Origin of the sequence: Gelidibacter sp. (assembly GCF_035577925.1) — a bacterium.
Classification (GTDB): Bacteria; Bacteroidota; Bacteroidia; order Flavobacteriales; family Flavobacteriaceae; genus Gelidibacter.
Genome location: NZ_DATJCY010000210.1, coordinates 15,774 through 32,877 on the forward strand (window position 1 = coordinate 15,774; position 17,104 = coordinate 32,877).

11 protein-coding genes and 1 pseudogene are annotated in these 17,104 nt (G+C 38.3%); 11 read left to right on the forward strand and 1 reads right to left on the reverse strand.

What is annotated here, in order from left to right:
• Positions 1-25 precede the first annotated feature (25 nt).
• Complete coding sequence (infB, locus tag VNJ50_RS08350; protein WP_325580842.1) at positions 26-2,848, forward strand: translation initiation factor IF-2; 2,823 nt, start codon at positions 26-28, stop codon at positions 2,846-2,848.
• Positions 2,849-3,075: 227 nt separating this feature from the next.
• On the opposite strand, the gene VNJ50_RS08355 is transcribed toward infB, so the two are convergent.
• Positions 3,076-3,465 (reverse strand): SPOR domain-containing protein, encoded by a 390-nt coding sequence (locus VNJ50_RS08355; protein WP_325580844.1) that lies wholly within the window; start codon positions 3,463-3,465, stop codon positions 3,076-3,078.
• Between the two features lie 295 nt (positions 3,466-3,760).
• Between VNJ50_RS08355 and VNJ50_RS08360 the strand changes: the two genes are divergently transcribed.
• The 10 genes and pseudogenes from VNJ50_RS08360 to VNJ50_RS08405 all read left to right on the forward strand — a co-directional run.
• Complete coding sequence (locus tag VNJ50_RS08360) at positions 3,761-5,056, forward strand: c-type cytochrome (RefSeq protein ID WP_325580862.1); 1,296 nt, start codon at positions 3,761-3,763, stop codon at positions 5,054-5,056.
• A 145-nt stretch (positions 5,057-5,201) separates the two neighbouring features.
• Entirely contained in the window at positions 5,202-8,477 is a 3,276-nt protein-coding gene (locus VNJ50_RS08365; protein WP_325580846.1) for a TAT-variant-translocated molybdopterin oxidoreductase, read from the forward strand.
• Between the two features lie 31 nt (positions 8,478-8,508).
• On the forward strand, positions 8,509-10,257 hold the full coding sequence (gene nrfD, locus VNJ50_RS08370) for an NrfD/PsrC family molybdoenzyme membrane anchor subunit (protein ID WP_325580848.1): 1,749 nt from the start codon (positions 8,509-8,511) through the stop codon (positions 10,255-10,257).
• Positions 10,258-10,261: 4 nt separating this feature from the next.
• The gene (locus VNJ50_RS08375; protein ID WP_325580850.1) at positions 10,262-10,795 is read left to right on the forward strand and encodes a DUF3341 domain-containing protein; all 534 of its coding nucleotides are present in this window, start codon (positions 10,262-10,264) and stop codon (positions 10,793-10,795) included.
• A gap of 140 nt (positions 10,796-10,935) precedes the next feature.
• Positions 10,936-11,376 (forward strand): cytochrome c, encoded by a 441-nt coding sequence (locus VNJ50_RS08380; RefSeq protein WP_325580852.1) that lies wholly within the window; start codon positions 10,936-10,938, stop codon positions 11,374-11,376.
• Between the two features lie 8 nt (positions 11,377-11,384).
• On the forward strand, positions 11,385-12,704 hold the full coding sequence (locus VNJ50_RS08385; RefSeq protein ID WP_325580854.1) for a quinol:cytochrome C oxidoreductase: 1,320 nt from the start codon (positions 11,385-11,387) through the stop codon (positions 12,702-12,704).
• Positions 12,705-12,727: 23 nt separating this feature from the next.
• Positions 12,728-13,798: a cytochrome c oxidase subunit II gene (locus VNJ50_RS08390; protein ID WP_325580856.1), complete on the forward strand. Its 1,071-nt coding sequence runs from the start codon at positions 12,728-12,730 to the stop codon at positions 13,796-13,798.
• Positions 13,799-13,835: 37 nt separating this feature from the next.
• Complete coding sequence (locus tag VNJ50_RS08395; protein ID WP_325580858.1) at positions 13,836-15,632, forward strand: cytochrome c oxidase subunit I; 1,797 nt, start codon at positions 13,836-13,838, stop codon at positions 15,630-15,632.
• A gap of 132 nt (positions 15,633-15,764) precedes the next feature.
• A complete protein-coding gene (gene ruvB / locus VNJ50_RS08400) occupies positions 15,765-16,790 on the forward strand; it encodes a Holliday junction branch migration DNA helicase RuvB (RefSeq protein WP_325580860.1) in 1,026 nt (341 codons plus the stop codon).
• 58 nt (positions 16,791-16,848) lie between these two features.
• Positions 16,849-17,104 (forward strand): annotated as a pseudogene (locus VNJ50_RS08405) (cytochrome P450); the annotation flags it as partial.

A 17,104-nucleotide genomic window follows, 5' to 3' on the forward strand; every position in this document is an offset into this window, starting at 1 on the left:
ATTTAAGTTATATTAGAAGCAATTTATGGCTGATACAATTAGATTAAATAAAGTATTAAGAGAACTCAATATTTCTATTGACCGTGCTGTTGATTTTTTGGAATCAAAGGGCATTGCTGTGGATAAGAGTCCTAATACAAAAATTTCAGATGATGTTCATGCGATTCTTTCCAATGAATTTCAAACGGATGCCAATAAAAAACAAGCCTCTCAGGAGGTTAGTGAGGCCAAGTTGAAAGAAAAGGAAGAGTTACGTGAGCAACGTGAGCGTGAGATTGAGGAAAAACAAAGGAAGGAAGAAGCCAGCAAAAACATCATAAGGGCTAGAGCTGAATTAAGTGGGCCAAGGCAAGTTGGGAAAATTGATTTGGAACCTAAAAAAGTGGAAAGTCCTAAGGAGGAAAAGCCAGTAGAAGTTGAAAAGCAACCAGAGCCTGTTGTACAACCTTCTGTTCCTGTTGAAGAAACCCCAAAAGTGGAAATCAAGCCGGAAATCGTTAATGAAGAACCTAAACAAGTTGAAAAAACTAATGACGAACCTCTTTCTGTTGAGGTGACTCCTAAAGTTGAAAAGACTGAAAAGGTTGAAAAATCTGAGAAGCCGAAAAAGCCAAAAAAAGTCGAGAAGCCAGATGTCCTCGAAACTACAGGTGTTGATGATGAACAGATTGTTACGCAATATCAAAAGTTGACCGGTCCTAAAATTGCTGGAGAAAAGATTGATCTTTCTCAATTTGAGAAACCAAAAAAGAAGAAAGAAGATAAAAAAGCTGCAGCCGGCGATGCCAACAAGAAAAAAAGACGCCGTATTAGTAAAGGTCCTGCTACACCTGGTGCTCCTGGTGGTGCAAAACCAGCGTTTGCCTCCAACAGAGGAGGAGCTACAAGTCCTAATTATAAAGGAAAAGGTGGTGGACGAACCAGTACCGTAAAAGAAGAGCCAAGTGAAGCTGATGTACAAAAGCAGGTTCGTGAGACCTTAGAAAAGCTTCAAGGTAAGTCTAATAGAGGCAAAGGTGCTAAATATAGAAGAGACAAGAGAGATCAACACCGTCAACAGACAGAAAAGGATATTGAGCAGCAAGAAGCGGAAAGCAAAGTATTGAAAGTAACGGAGTTTGTTACAGCAAGTGAAGTCGCAACGATGATGGACGTTCCTGTAACACAAATTATTTCGGCATGTATGTCGCTCGGAATGATGGTAACCATGAACCAACGTTTGGATGCTGAGACTTTATCAGTTGTTGCCGATGAGTTTGGATACGACGTTGAATTTGTGACTTCTGATCTTGAAGACAGTATTGAAGTTATTGAAGATAAACCAGAAGACTTAAGATCGCGTGCGCCAATTGTTACTGTAATGGGACACGTTGACCACGGAAAAACATCACTTTTGGATTATATCCGTAAAGAAAATGTTATTGCTGGTGAGTCGGGTGGAATTACTCAGCATATCGGTGCTTATGCTGTCCAGTTGGAAAATGGTCAAAGGGTAGCTTTCTTAGATACGCCAGGTCACGAGGCTTTTACGGCGATGCGAGCTCGTGGTGCGCAAATTACCGATTTAGTTATTATTGTGATTGCTGCGGATGATTCCATCATGCCTCAAACCAAGGAGGCTATTTCCCATGCGCAAGCCGCTGGTGTGCCAATTATTTTTGCAATTAATAAAATCGATAAGCCAACGGCAAATCCTGAAAAAGTAAAAGAAGCTTTAGCACAAATGAACCTATTAGTTGAAGATTGGGGAGGGAAAGTTCAATCTCAAGACATATCAGCCAAAACTGGTTTGGGTGTTAAGGATTTATTGGAAAAAGTACTTCTTGAAGCTGAGTTATTAGAGCTTAAAGCAAATCCTAATAAACGTGCAGAAGGAACTGTGGTTGAAGCATTTCTGGATAAAGGTAGGGGATATGTATCTACAATATTAGTACAGGCCGGAACCTTACGAGTTGGTGATTATGTACTTGCTGGGAAAAATAGCGGTAAAGTAAGAGCTATGCAAGATGAGCGTGGTAAGGAAGTTAAATCTGCCGGACCATCTACCCCAGTATCTATTTTAGGGCTGGATGGCGCGCCTCAAGCAGGAGATAAATTTACTGTCTTTGACGATGAACGTGAAGCACGACAAATTGCGGCAAAGCGTATGCAATTGCAGCGTGAGCAGTCGGTCAGAACACAACGTCATATTACCCTAGATGAGATTGGCCGACGTATTGCACTTGGAGACTTCCAAGAGTTGAACATTATCCTTAAAGGTGATGTTGACGGATCAGTGGAAGCGTTGACAGATTCCTTCCAAAAACTTTCTACAGAAGAGATTCAAGTCAACATTATCCATAAAGGTGTGGGTGCAATTACTGAAAGTGATGTTTTATTGGCAACAGCGTCTGATGCGATTATCATTGGGTTTAACGTAAGACCAATGGGCAATGCACGTCAAATTGCCGATAAGGAAGAAATCGATATCAGAATGTATTCTATTATATACGATGCTATCAACGACCTTAAAGATGCAATGGAAGGTATGTTGTCTCCAGAGCTTAAAGAAGAAATCACTGGTACAGCCGAAATTAGAGAAATCTTTAGAGTTTCTAAAATTGGATCAATTGCTGGATGTATGGTTACTTCCGGTAAGATATTCAGAAACTCAAGTATCCGTTTAATTAGAGAAGGTGTTGTAGTTTATACAGGCGAGCTGGCATCATTAAAACGATTTAAAGACGACGTTAGAGAAGTTTCTAAAGGCTATGATTGTGGAATGCAGATTAAGAATTATAATGACATTTACGAGAATGATGTTATTGAAGCCTTCCATGAAGTAGAAGTAAAAAAGAAATTGAAATAATTAGTAATTATTATAATCAAAAAGCGACTCCAACGAGTCGCTTTTTTTATTTTGGTGTGGTCAATACGTATTCCGATTATATGGAATCCTGTTATTTTGGATTCTAAATGCCACTTTATTGTTCTAAAAAAGAAGTTTTGATTATTGGAATGATAATTTCTGTAAAGGTTTGATTTAATCTTAAATCAAGATTCGATTAATTGTTTATCTAAAACTATAAAGCCGTTTTAGCTCTTTTTGGGTTGAAGAATAAAAGCATTGGCATAACTTTTTTTAACCGTAATGAGTGCGCGGTCTGCTTCTAATCGCGTTCTGAAATTACCTACTCTTATTTTGTAGTTCGGTTGCTCGTACTCAATAAAATTAGCCCAATCTGGGAAAAGTGTTGTGACCTGGGTTTTGATGGCTTGTGCATCACTTCGTGCAGATCTGCTTGAGCCTGAAAAAATTTGGATGGTAAATGCATTCACGGTTGCCAAATCTTTTTTGAATTCTAAAAGCTTGTCAATATCCTTATCTTGATTAATTGTTACGACTCCTTGTTGGGCTTGTAAATCAGGTAAAGTTGAAACAAATAAAAGTGCTATAAATGATAGTTTTGCAATAGGTTTAAGCATAGAATGGTTTTTTTTAACGAATGAATTGATTTTTAATTGTAAATAAGATATTTGTAAACTATCTAGGGTTGTGCAAAAATATTAAAATTATTCTTTAATGCGCATTGCTAGAAATATTTAACCAAAACACACCCATTTTATTATTTAGAACGTTTATAAATTAGCAACTAACAGTTCTGTAACATTTCTAAAATCGACTTTAAGTATTACTTTTGGCAGAGATTTTATAACTGTATTTTTTCTTTCTCACATGAAAAAATCATACCAAAGTTTGGAAGCTAACTCAACTAACAATATGAAACAGGTGATATACCGTAATTTGACTTCTAATATATTAAAATTAGGATTTTTTATTGTACTTGCGTTTACAACATCACTTCACGCTCAAGAAGGTGATCCTGCCAAAGGAAAAACATTATATAATGCTAATTGTGCCGCATGCCATAAATTAGATGGTCCTATGACTGGACCTCCCTTGCGTAACATTGAGCAAATATTAGCCGACGAGCAAGGTCTTGATAGAGCTTGGTTGCAGGCTTGGATTCGCAATAGTGCTGGACTTATTAAGTCTGGTGATGCCTATGCCAACAAGATTTACAACGACTATAACAAGCTCCCAATGATGCCTTTCCCGCAGTTGTCAGATCAGGATATCAGTGATATTTTGGCTTATACAGCTCAAGAAAAGGCGGTTCCTAAAGCTCCAGAAGCAGGTGTTGCTTCAGGTTCAGGGAGTTCTTCTTCTTCAGGAGGGGTTTCAAACGAATTGATTCTTGGCGCATTAGCTGTTTTATTCGGGTTATTGGCCTTGGCGTTGGTTTTGGTAAGACGCACATTGAATCGTTTTGCTCAAGCTAAAGGCGTTGAAGTGGAAGGTAAAGGCGTGTCTATCTGGACAGCGTTTATCAAAAATCAGTTCTTGGTTTTGGTAACTACTGTTTTATTATTGCTGGCAAGCGCCTATTTTGTTTATGGCTATTTTATGCAAATAGGTGTAGACCAAGGTTACGAGCCTGTCCAGCCAATCCACTACTCGCATAGAATTCATGCCGGTGACAATGGTATTGATTGTAAGTATTGTCACTCTTCTGCACGTGTTAGTAAAACGGCTGGTATTCCTTCTTTAAACGTTTGTATGAATTGTCATAAATCTGTTTCAGAGGTTTCAGAAGAAACTTTAGCTGAAGGTCGTGCTTATGGCGTAGATTATAATGCTGAAATTGAAAAGCTTTATGCTGCTGCTGGATGGAGTCCTTCTGAGCAGAAATATACTAGCGAGCCTCAGCCGGTGAAATGGATCCGTATCCATAATCTTCCTGATTTTGCTTATTTCAATCACTCACAACACGTTACTGTTGGAGGGATTGAGTGCCAAACGTGTCATGGACCAGTAGAGTCCATGGAGATTGTGTCGCAACATTCGTCATTAACTATGGGCTGGTGTATAACTTGCCATAGGGAAACTGATGTTAAAGTTGAGAATAATGAGTATTACACTAAAATTCACGAAGAGCTATCTAAGAAGTATGGGGTAGAAAAACTAACTGTTGCTCAAATGGGTGGTTTGGAATGTGGTAAATGTCATTACTAAAAAATAGTTTCTATTACTTTCCTAAGTTGTCAATTGGCCGCTAGGAAAAAGCACGAGCCCTTTTGGGATTTAAACAAACAAAAAAGATACAGTTAGAGTTTTCATAAGAAAATAAAGAACGATCAATTAATAACAATTAAAGAATATGTCATCAAACAAGAAATACTGGAAAAGTGTTGAAGAGCTGAATACAGACAGTTCGATTGTTAAGGCACTAACACAAAATGAATTTGTTGAAGAAATTCCTACTGACGAGTTTTTAGGTAACAAATCCACTTTGGAATCGTCTTCAACAACACGTCGTGATTTCTTAAAATACGTTGGTTTCAGTACAGCCGCCGCATCTTTGGCAGCTTGTGAAGGGCCAGTTATTAAATCCATTCCCTACGTTGTACAGCCCGAAGAGATCATACCTGGTGTAGCTAACTTTTATGCTACAACTATTGCTGACGGTTTTGATTTTTCCAGTGTTTTAGTGAAAACTCGAGAAGGACGTCCAATTAAGATTGATAATAATAATATGGCGGCTTCACAAGGTGGAGTAAATGCACGTGTGCATGCGTCCATTTTAGGATTGTACGACAACTTGAGGGTGAAAGGACCTAAAAAAGGTCAAGAGGACATTTCTTGGGCTACCTTCGATTCTGAAACCAAGCAAAAGTTAGCTGATATCATGAGTGCCGGAAAGGAGATTGTGCTATTAACACAAACTTTTGCCAGTCCTTCAACCAGCAAATTGATTGCCAAATTCAAGGAAAAATATAATAATGTACGCCATGTAGTTTATGATGCCGTTTCGGAGTCTACAGCATTGGATGCCTACCAGGCAAAATATGGTGAGCGTGGTTTGGCAAATTATGAATTTGATAAAGCTAGCGTTATTGTTTCCGTTGGAGCTGATTTTCTTGGTGATTGGCAAGGTGGAGGATATGAATCTGGATATTCCAAAGGTCGTATTCCAACAGACGGGAAGATGTCAAGACATATTCAAATAGAATCAAACATGTCATTAACAGGCGCTAATGCAGATAAGCGTATTCCTGTCACGCCTACACAGCAAAAGCAAGTGTTGGCAAAATTATATAGTTATGTTACTGGTCAATCTGTATCAACAGATTTACCTTCTCATATCGACGAAGCGGTTCAAAAAGTTGCTGCCGAGTTAAAAAAAGCTGGAAGCAACGGTGTTCTCGTATCGGGCGTTAATGATGTTAATGCACAAACCGTAGTATTGGAAATTAATGCCGCATTAGGAAGTAAAGCATTTGATGCAGCAACACCTGTCAAAAAGAGACAAGGTAATGATAAAGAAGTGTCAGCTTTAATTGCAAATATGAATGCAGGAAAAGTTGGAGCACTAATCATGAGCGGCGTCAATCCTGTATATACTTTACCAAATTCAGATGAATTTGTTGAAGGATTGAAGAAAACGGACTTGTCGATTACGTTTACGTTGAAAGCTGATGAAACGGCATCGCATGTTGGTTATATCGCCGCAGCCCCACACTATTTAGAGTCTTGGGGTGATGTGGAACTTAAGAAAGGTCATTTTGGTTTAATGCAACCTACGATTCGTCCGTTGTTTGATACGCGCCAGTTTCAGGATGCTTTGTTAAAATGGACAGAAAGCGATCTTTCATATTATGATTTTATAAAACAAAACTGGAGTACTGGAGTGTTGGGTAATGCTTCGTTTAATCAGGCGTTGCACGATGGTGTCTTTGTAGCTTCTGGATTAGCTGGTGCTTTAGGTTCAGTGGGGCCAAGCTCAAAATCTACAACTACGACTACTACAGAATTAAAAGATAAAAAAGACAGAACCTTTGTTGGCGGTATCATTCATGATGTTGCTGTAGGTGTTGGTATTAAGAAGGAAGATCAGGACGAATATGTAACGACTTCAGCTACAACTACAACTTCTATACCTGGTACAGCAGTAGTTGGTGGGATAGCACCTGTTTCTGGTGGAGACGCAGCGAGAGCATTAGCTTCAGCTACGGCATCACAAGGACTGGAATTGCAACTTTATACAAAAACTGGTATGGGTGATGGTCAACAAGCCAATAACCCTTGGTTACAAGAATTTCCAGATCCAATTACAAGAACTACTTGGGATAACTATGTTACAGTTTCTAGTGCGGATGCCAAAAATCTAAATATTAAAAATTGGCATGTTGCCAATGGTGGTCTTAATGGTAGTTTGGTGGAATTGACTGTTAATGGTAAAGTGATTACTGTTCCGGCCATTATTCAACCAGGTCAAGCGGTTGGTTCTATCGGTCTGTCATTCGGTTATGGCCGTACAGAAGGACTGAAGGAAGAAATGCAGACTGGAAAAAATGCCTATCCTTTTTACAAAGATTTCAATAATGTCCAAACGGATGTTTCCTTAAAAGTTGTATCGGGTGAGCACGAATTTGCTTGTGTACAGTTGCATAACACGCTAATGGGCCGTGGTGATATCATCAAGGAAACTACACTAGAAATTTTCAACACAAAAGATAAAGAATATTATAACCCACTTCCAAAAGTATCATTAAATCACGTAGAGACGCCATCAACTGAGGTGAATTTATGGGATGATTTTGACCGCTCTATTGGACATCACTTTAACCTGTCAATTGATTTGAATGCTTGTACAGGATGTGGTGCTTGTGTGATTGCATGTCATGCCGAAAACAACGTTCCTGTAGTTGGTAAATCAGAAATGCGACGAAGTAGAGATATGCACTGGTTGCGCATCGATAGATACTATTCATCTGAGGATACTTTTATTGGTGACATTGAGAAGAAAGAATCAGCATCAGGTCTAACAGGTGAAACTGGTATCAGAACTACTCTTAAAAACATGGAGACAGCGGCAGCAAATCCTCAGGTAGCGTTTATGCCTATGATGTGTCAGCACTGTAACCATGCGCCTTGTGAGACGGTTTGTCCTGTTGCGGCAACTTCGCATGGTCGTCAAGGTCAAAACCATATGGCTTATAACCGTTGTGTTGGTACACGTTACTGTGCTAACAACTGTCCTTATAAAGTGCGTCGCTTTAACTGGTTCCGTTATAATTTGAACGATGAATTTGATTACAATATGAATGACGATTTAGGACGTATGGTTCTTAATCCAGATGTTGTGGTTCGTTCAAGAGGAGTGATGGAGAAATGTTCATTGTGTATCCAAAAAACACAAAAAACGATTCTGGATGCCAAACGTGATGGACGTGTTATTAAGGATGGCGAATTCCAAACAGCTTGTTCTGCAGCTTGTGGAACTGGAGCGATGGTATTTGGCGACATCAATGATAAAGAAAGTAAAGTTGCAAAACTTAAAGAAGATAAACGTATGTATCACGCCTTGGAATACATTGGCACACAGCCAAACGTACAGTACCACACAATCGTGAGAAATACAACTGAAGCATAATTATTAATTAAGATATAATTCTAAAAGCATTATGGCGTCTCATTACGAAGCACCTATTAGAAGACCTTTAGTACTAGGTGAAAAATCATACCACGATGTTTCCGTGGATATAGCTAAACCTGTAGAAGGAAAAGCCAATAAATCTTGGTGGATAGTATTTTCTATTTCATTAGCAGCTTTCCTTTGGGGAGTTGGATGTATCATTTATACCATTGCCACAGGAATTGGTGTTTGGGGTCTTAATAAAACCATTGGTTGGGCCTGGGACATTACCAACTTCGTTTGGTGGGTTGGTATAGGTCATGCTGGTACATTGATTTCTGCGGTATTGTTATTATTCCGTCAAAAATGGCGTATGGCCATTAACCGTTCGGCCGAAGCGATGACTATTTTTGCGGTAATCCAAGCAGGTTTGTTTCCATTAATTCATATGGGTCGTCCATGGTTAGGGTATTGGGTACTACCGATACCAAATCAATTTGGGTCTTTATGGGTTAACTTTAACTCGCCGTTACTTTGGGACGTGTTTGCAATTTCAACGTATTTATCAGTTTCATTAGTGTTTTGGTGGACTGGTCTATTACCTGACTTTGCTATGATTCGTGATAGAGCTGTAAAACCATTCCAGAAAAAGATATACTCATTGTTAAGTTTTGGTTGGTCTGGTAGAGCTAAAGACTGGCAGCGTTTTGAAGAAGTATCTTTGGTTCTTGCTGGTTTGGCAACACCACTTGTACTTTCTGTACATACCATTGTGTCTTTTGACTTTGCGACATCGATTGTTCCGGGATGGCATACAACAATTTTCCCGCCATACTTCGTTGCTGGTGCAATTTTCTCTGGATTTGCGATGGTAAACACCCTTTTAATCATCATGAGAAAAGTGGTCAGTCTTGAAGACTATATTACCGTACAGCATATTGAGTTAATGAACATCGTTATCATGATTACGGGTTCTATTGTAGGTGTTGCTTATATAACTGAGTTGTTTATAGCTTGGTATTCTGGAGTAGAATATGAGCAATATGCTTTCTTGAATAGAGCAACTGGACCTTACTGGTGGGCATATTTATTAATGATGACTTGTAACGTATTTTCACCTCAGTTTATGTGGTTTAAGAAATTGCGTACCAGTATTATGTTTTCGTTCTTTATTTCCATTGTTGTAAACGTTGGAATGTGGTTTGAACGATTTGTGATTATTGCTACGTCATTACATAGAGATTACTTACCATCATCATGGACAATGTTCCAACCAACATTTGTTGATATCGGTGTATTTATTGGTACCATTGGTTTTTTCTTTGTATTGTTCTTATTATATGCACGTACCTTCCCGGTAATTGCGCAAGCAGAGATCAAAACAATCATGAAGTCTTCAGGTGAACGTTATAAACGAATCCGTGATTCTGGTGGAAGTTTAGTTGGAACAGGTACCGATCCGCGAACCCATAAAGTTATTCCTTATACCACAGTGCCAAAATCAGGAGAAAAAGTAGTTAAGAAGGCACAAGATCCAAAATCTATTAGTAAGTTATTGGAAACCGTGGGTGCTTTTGACGAAACATCTCATACTAAGGATAACCTACAATTGATTAACGGCATAGGTCCAAAAATGGAAGAAGTGCTTAACAGCATTGGTATTTTCTCCTTTGTTCAAGTTAGTAATATGACCAAGGTAGAGTACGATTTGTTAGACGAGATTACAGAGTCATTCCCAGGTCGCGCAGAACGTGATGATTGGGCAGGACAAGCAAAAACATTAATAAACAATAAATAGTAGCATGGAAGATTCTTCAAAAGTTATTCACGCTTTTTATACTGATGATGATGTCTTGATGGCTGCCGTTAAGAAAGTACGCGCAGAACGATATCATATTGAAGAAATATATACGCCTTTTCCGGTTCACGGATTAGACGTAGCAATGGGGTTGGCTCCGACAAGAATTGCCATCACATCATTTTTATATGGTCTCGTAGGATTGGTCGTTTCTGTGGTATTGATGAATTACATTATGATTGAAGATTGGCCTCAGAACATTGGAGGTAAACCAAGCTTTAGTTATATTGAAAACATGCCTGCGTTTGTTCCTATTATGTTTGAGTTAACCGTATTTTTCGCGGCTCACTTAATGGTGATAACGTTTTATTTACGTAGTAGAATGTGGCCATTTAAAAAGGCTGAAAATCCTGATGTTAGAACCACGGATGATCATTTCTTAATGGAAATTAGTGCTGGAGCTAATGTTGAAGAGCAGCTAGAACTTTTAAAAGACACTGGAGCAGTAGAAATTACTTTAATTGATAAAGCAAATTAGTACACATGAAGAGCTTATTTAAATTAGTGGGATTGATGGTTGTTTTGATTTCTTTTGCGTCTTGCCAAAAGAAAAACAGACCTAATTATCAATTTTTCCCAGATATGTATGAGTCAATAGGATATGAAACTTACGGCGAAGTGCACTTCTTACCTGATGGAATGGAAGCTAAAATGCCTGTAGCAGGGACTGTTGCAAGAGGATACAAACCTTTTGATATAGATGGTTCTTTAGAGGGCTATGACCTGGCTAAAGCAACTTTAGTAAGTCCTTTGGATTCTACTCAGATTGATTCCCAAAGAGGAGCGGTGTTATACGACATTTACTGCGGCGTTTGTCATGGAAATAAAGGTGATGGTCAAGGAATTTTAGTGAAACGAGAGAAAATTCTTGGAGTTCCAGCATTTGACGATCCAGGTAGAGGTTTGACCCAAGGAAGTGTGTACCACACTATTCATTATGGAAAGAATGTCATGGGGTCTTACGCTAACCAATTGAATGAAGAAGAGCGTTGGCAAGTAGTAGATTACGTTATGCATTTGAAAGCACAATTAGGAGGAAGTCAGACTGTTAAAGATTAAATATAGATATGTATACATTTTCAAATAGATTAAAGACATTTTCAATCATCCTCGTTGTATTGGGTGTTTTAGGAGTGGCTTATGGTTTTATGACATCTCATAAATCTTTAGACGAAGTCAAGACCATGTTGGTTGAAGAACATGCACATGAAGTTGCTGAGGCCGGTTTGCAAGCGCAGGTTGCTGCATCTGACCATGATGTTAGTGATGACTCACATGCTACGCACGTACAAGAACAATTAGCCAAGAGACCTTGGTCTGCTGTTTATGTCGCTGCATTTTTCTTTATGATGATAGCCCTAGGGGCTTTAGCCTTTTATGCTATCCATATTGCTGCCCAGGCAGGATGGTCTCCATTATTGATGCGTGTTATGGAAGGTATCTCGGCATATTTACTACCAGGTGCTATAATTGTAGTGGCACTTGCCGTTGGATCGCATTATATCGGAACAAATAATGAGATATTCATTTGGATGAATGAAGATGTCGTTGCAGGTGATAAATTAATTCAAAACAAATCTGGGTATTTGAACATTACAGCGTTCCTGATTAGAGCTATTATCTTTATTGCAGGATGGTGTACTTACAGACATTTTGCACGCAAATTTTCAATTGCCCAAGATAATGCCGAACCTGGTGATAATAGATATTTCAAAAAATCGTTCCGAATTGCCGCTGGATTCCTAGTGTTTTATATGTACACAGAATCGATCATGTCTTGGGACTGGATTATGAGTGTTGATCCGCACTGGTTCAGTACACTATTTGGCTGGTACGTTTTTGCAGGTATGATGGTAAGTGCTGTTACCGTAATTGCTATGGTGACAATTTACTTAAAAACAAAAGGATATTTGCCTAGCGTTAATGATAGTCATATCCACGATTTAGCTAAGTATATGTTTGGGTTCAGTATTTTCTGGGCGTATTTATGGTTTTCTCAATTCATGCTTATTTGGTATGCCAATATTCCAGAAGAAGTTACCTATTTCGTCACGCGAATAGAAGATTATAAAGTACCTTTCTTTGGTATGCTTGTTCTTAATTTCGTGTTCCCATTACTAATTTTAATGAACAGCGAATTCAAACGTGTTCCTTGGTTTGTAATGATGGCAGGTGTAGTAGTTCTTATTGGGCATTATATTGATGTATTTGTTATGATTATGCCAGGAACAGTTGGAGACAGATGGTATATTGGAATTCCTGAAATTGCATCAATATTATTATTCGGAGGTTTATTCTTGTTTGTAGTATTTACATCGCTCACTAAAGCACCTCTAACTCCAAAACACAATCCATTCATTAAAGAAAGTGAAAATTTCCATTATTAATATAAAAGAATAATATAACGACAATGACTGTTTTATTTACACTTATCATAGTACTTTTTGTGGCGGTAGCTATTTGGCAATTGGTCAAAATATTTGATCTCGCACAAGTCAGTACTGACACTTCAAATGGTGGTATAGCAACCGATTACGATAATAAGGTTAATGGTTATTTAATGCTATGGTTTTTGGCGTTCATCTATATCTTTACCATTATATGCTTGATTTATTGGGGACACATGCCATTGATGTCAAATGCAGCTTCTGAGCATGGTGCCCAAATTGATAACTTAATGATCATTTCAATGGTTCTTTTGTTCGTTGTTCAGGCTCTTACTCAGTTTTTGTTGCATTGGTTCGCATTTAAGTATAGAGGAGAACAAGGTAAAAAAGCGCTTTATTACGCAGATAACAATACGTTGGAAGCCATTTGGACTATCATTCCAGTAATAACATTATCTGGTTTAATTATTTATGGTTTATTTACGTGGACCTCGATCATGAATATTGATGAAGATTCTGACCCTATGGTGGTGGAGTTATATGCTCAACAATTTGCATGGACGGCACGTTACGCCGGACAAGATAATGTGTTAGGTAAAGCCAACGTAAGATTGATTGATATTGATAGAGCAAATGTTTTGGGTATTGATGAGGCCGATCCAAATGCTGCCGATGATATTATAGTAAAAGAATTGCATTTAGTTGTAGGGCAACCTGTAGTTTTTGAAATCCGTTCTCAAGATGTTTTGCACTCTGCTTACATGCCTCACTTTAGAGCGCAGATGAACTGTGTGCCTGGAATGATCACCAAGTTTGCTTTCACGCCGACAATAACTACAAAGGAGATGCGTGAAAAACCTGATATGATTGAGAAAGTTCAAAATATCAATGCTATTCGCGCTGAAAAAAGTATCGAGTTAATGGCTAAAGGCGAGGAAGCATTAGATCCATATGATTTCCACTTCCTTTTACTATGTAATAAAATTTGTGGAAAATCGCATTATAACATGCAGATGAACATTATTGTAGAAACACAAGAAGAGTTTAATGCTTGGATCCAAGAGCAACAAACCTTCAAAGAGTCATTAAAATAGTAGTTAATAAATCGTATTAAAAAAGTATTTATAGATTATGTCAACACACGCAGTAGATATTCACGCACATGACGAAGGTCACGGACATCATCACAAAGAAACCTTTGTAACCAAGTATATTTTTAGCCAAGATCATAAAATGATCGCAAAGCAATATTTGATTACAGGAACGCTTATGGGAATTGTCGGTGTCGTGATGTCACTTATGTTCCGTATTCAAATAGCTTGGCCAGAAGAGCCAAACATACTTTTTGAAGCATTACTGGGCAAGTGGGCGCCGGGAGGTGTTATGGACGCCGATGTTTATTTGGCCTTGGTTACTATTCACGGAACTATCATGGTGTTCTTCGTGTTAACCGCCGGATTAAGTGGTACTTTTAGTAACTTATTGATTCCTTATCAAATTGGAGCACGGGATATGGCCTCTGGATTCATAAACATGCTATCGTTTTGGATTTTCTTTGTGTCTTGTATTATTATGATGTCGTCGCTGTTTCTTGAAGCAGGACCTGCAGCTGCCGGTTGGACAATCTATCCTCCATTAAGTGCGTTGCCTATGGCACAGCCAGGATCTGGTTGGGGTATGACCTTATGGTTAATATCCATGGCATTGTTTATTGCACAATCTTTATTAGGATCATTAAACTATATCGTTACGGTTATTAATATGCGTACCAAGGGAATGTCAATGACAAGATTGCCGTTGACAGTTTGGGCATTTTTTGTGACCGCTATCATCGGTGTGGTATCGTTCCCGGTATTATTATCAGCAGCATTATTATTAATTATGGATAGAAGTTTTGGTACGTCCTTCTTCTTATCTGATATTTTTATTCAAGGTGAAGTATTGCATTATCAAGGTGGCTCACCAGTGCTTTTTGAACATTTATTCTGGTTTTTAGGACATCCTGAAGTTTATATTGTCATCCTTCCTGCGATGGGTATTGTATCTGAAGTTTTAGCAACGAATTCACGAAAACCAATTTTTGGATATCGTGCGATGGTTGCCTCTATTTTGGCCATTGCATTCTTATCCACCATTGTTTGGGGACACCATATGTTCGTTTCGGGAATGAACCCGTTCTTAGGTTCAGTATTTACCTTTACAACGTTATTGATCGCCATCCCGTCAGCAGTAAAAGCATTTAACTGGATTACTACTATCTGGAAAGGAAATCTACAAATGAACCCTGCAATGCTATTCTCTATTGGATTCGTTTCAACCTTTATCACAGGAGGATTAACAGGTATCATTGTAGGAGATAGTGCCTTGGATATTAACGTTCACGATACGTATTTCGTTATTGCCCACTTCCACTTGGTAATGGGAATCTCAGCTATCTACGGAATGTTTGCCGGTATTTACCATTGGTATCCAAAAATGTTTGGTAGAATGATGAATAAAAACTTAGGATATATTCATTTCTGGATTACAGCTATTTGTGCCTATGGCGTGTTCTTCCCGATGCATTTTGTTGGTTTGGCTGGTTTACCTCGACGTTATTATACCAACTCGGCATTCCCGTTGTTTGATGATATGACAAATATTAATATTGTAATTACGGTTTTTGCTTTGATTGGAGGAGCGGTACAAGTTGTTTATTTATATAACTTCTTTATCAGTATTTTCTATGGAAAAAAAGCAGTCCAAAATCCATGGAGAGCTACAACCTTGGAATGGACAACACCAGTAAAACATATTCATGGAAACTGGCCAGGCGAAATCCCTCACGTTTACCGTTGGTCTTATGATTATAGTAAACCAGGGCATGATGATGACTTTGTGCCACAAAATGTACCTTTAAAAGAAGGTGAAGAGGAACTACAGCATTAAAATTTAATTTATATAACAAAAAGCCTTTCTGAATAAGAAAGGCTTTTTGTTTATCTTTGTTTCCAATCCGTATAACGTATTTCAGTTATTAATATTAAAAAAAAGAGATTCCTGTTTTCATAGGAACTAAAGATGAACGATAACCTAAACCCATCCAACGAAAACTTTTCTCCAGAAGAACTTGATGTAGAAAAAAAACTGAGACCTTTATCCTTTGAAGATTTTACAGGTCAGGATCAGGTTTTGGAGAATTTGAAAATTTTTGTTGAAGCTGCCAACCAACGTAACGAAGCTTTAGATCATACACTCTTTCACGGTCCTCCAGGACTAGGTAAAACCACTTTAGCTCACATTCTAGCCAGCGAATTGGGTGTTGGCATTAAAGTTACTTCAGGACCTGTTTTAGACAAGCCAGGCGATCTAGCTGGGCTTTTGACCAATCTTGATGAACGTGATGTTTTGTTTATTGACGAAATCCATCGGTTGAGTCCAATTGTTGAGGAATATCTGTATTCGGCTATGGAGGATTATAAAATCGATATCATGATTGAGTCCGGGCCAAACGCCAGAACTGTTCAAATTCATCTTAACCCATTTACATTAATTGGAGCGACGACCCGTTCAGGACTGTTGACCTCGCCGATGCGAGCGCGGTTTGGTATCCAAAGTCGTCTGCAATACTATAATACCGAATTGTTGACCACCATTACGCAACGTAGTGCTTCAATTTTGAACGTTCCTATTTCAATGGAAGCTGCTATTGAAATTGCAGGAAGAAGTAGGGGAACACCTCGTATCTCAAACGCCTTATTGCGCCGCGTTCGCGATTTTGCGCAGATTAAAGGAAATGGAACCATCGATATAAATATTGCCAAGTTTGCGCTAAAAGCTTTAAATGTGGATGTTCATGGCCTCGATGAAATGGACAATAAAATTCTGTTGACTATTATCGATAAGTTCAAAGGTGGACCGGTTGGTATTTCAACTTTAGCAACAGCAGTGAGTGAAAGTGCAGAAACGATCGAAGAAGTTTATGAACCTTTCTTGATCCAACAAGGTTTTATAATGCGTACACCACGTGGAAGGGAAGTCACAGAATTAGCCTATAAACATCTCGGGAAAATTAAGAATTCAATTCAAGGGGGATTATTCTCGTAAATTTTTTATATGATGGATTATGACTTCAATGATCTATTGAAATTGGCTTCAAGGTAAAATGTCTATATCTAAAGAAATTCCATCCGTTCCGTTGCTTAATTTTCTAAAGCATTCTCTGGAAATCGTAAAAAATCCTTTGCCTTTTCATCATAGAAGTTTTTTGGCAAAAGGCAATACTTTCAAATTGAAGATTGGTTTTTCGACCGAAATTATTTTTTCGCGTGATGCATCTTTTGCAGAATATGTTCTTCAAAAAAATCATAAAAACTATGCTAAAACCAAAATCCAAACACAAGATTTAGCAAAATATATAG

Coding starts and splice junctions, on each gene's coding strand:
- infB (WP_325580842.1), top strand. CDS start 26: ATGGCTGATACAATTAGATTAAATAAAGTATTAAGAGAACTCAATATT.
- VNJ50_RS08355 (WP_325580844.1), bottom strand. CDS start 3,465: ATGCTTAAACCTATTGCAAAACTATCATTTATAGCACTTTTATTTGTT.
- VNJ50_RS08360 (WP_325580862.1), top strand. CDS start 3,761: ATGAAACAGGTGATATACCGTAATTTGACTTCTAATATATTAAAATTA.
- VNJ50_RS08365 (WP_325580846.1), top strand. CDS start 5,202: ATGTCATCAAACAAGAAATACTGGAAAAGTGTTGAAGAGCTGAATACA.
- nrfD (WP_325580848.1), top strand. CDS start 8,509: ATGGCGTCTCATTACGAAGCACCTATTAGAAGACCTTTAGTACTAGGT.
- VNJ50_RS08375 (WP_325580850.1), top strand. CDS start 10,262: ATGGAAGATTCTTCAAAAGTTATTCACGCTTTTTATACTGATGATGAT.
- VNJ50_RS08385 (WP_325580854.1), top strand. CDS start 11,385: ATGTATACATTTTCAAATAGATTAAAGACATTTTCAATCATCCTCGTT.
- VNJ50_RS08390 (WP_325580856.1), top strand. CDS start 12,728: ATGACTGTTTTATTTACACTTATCATAGTACTTTTTGTGGCGGTAGCT.
- VNJ50_RS08395 (WP_325580858.1), top strand. CDS start 13,836: ATGTCAACACACGCAGTAGATATTCACGCACATGACGAAGGTCACGGA.
- ruvB (WP_325580860.1), top strand. CDS start 15,765: ATGAACGATAACCTAAACCCATCCAACGAAAACTTTTCTCCAGAAGAA.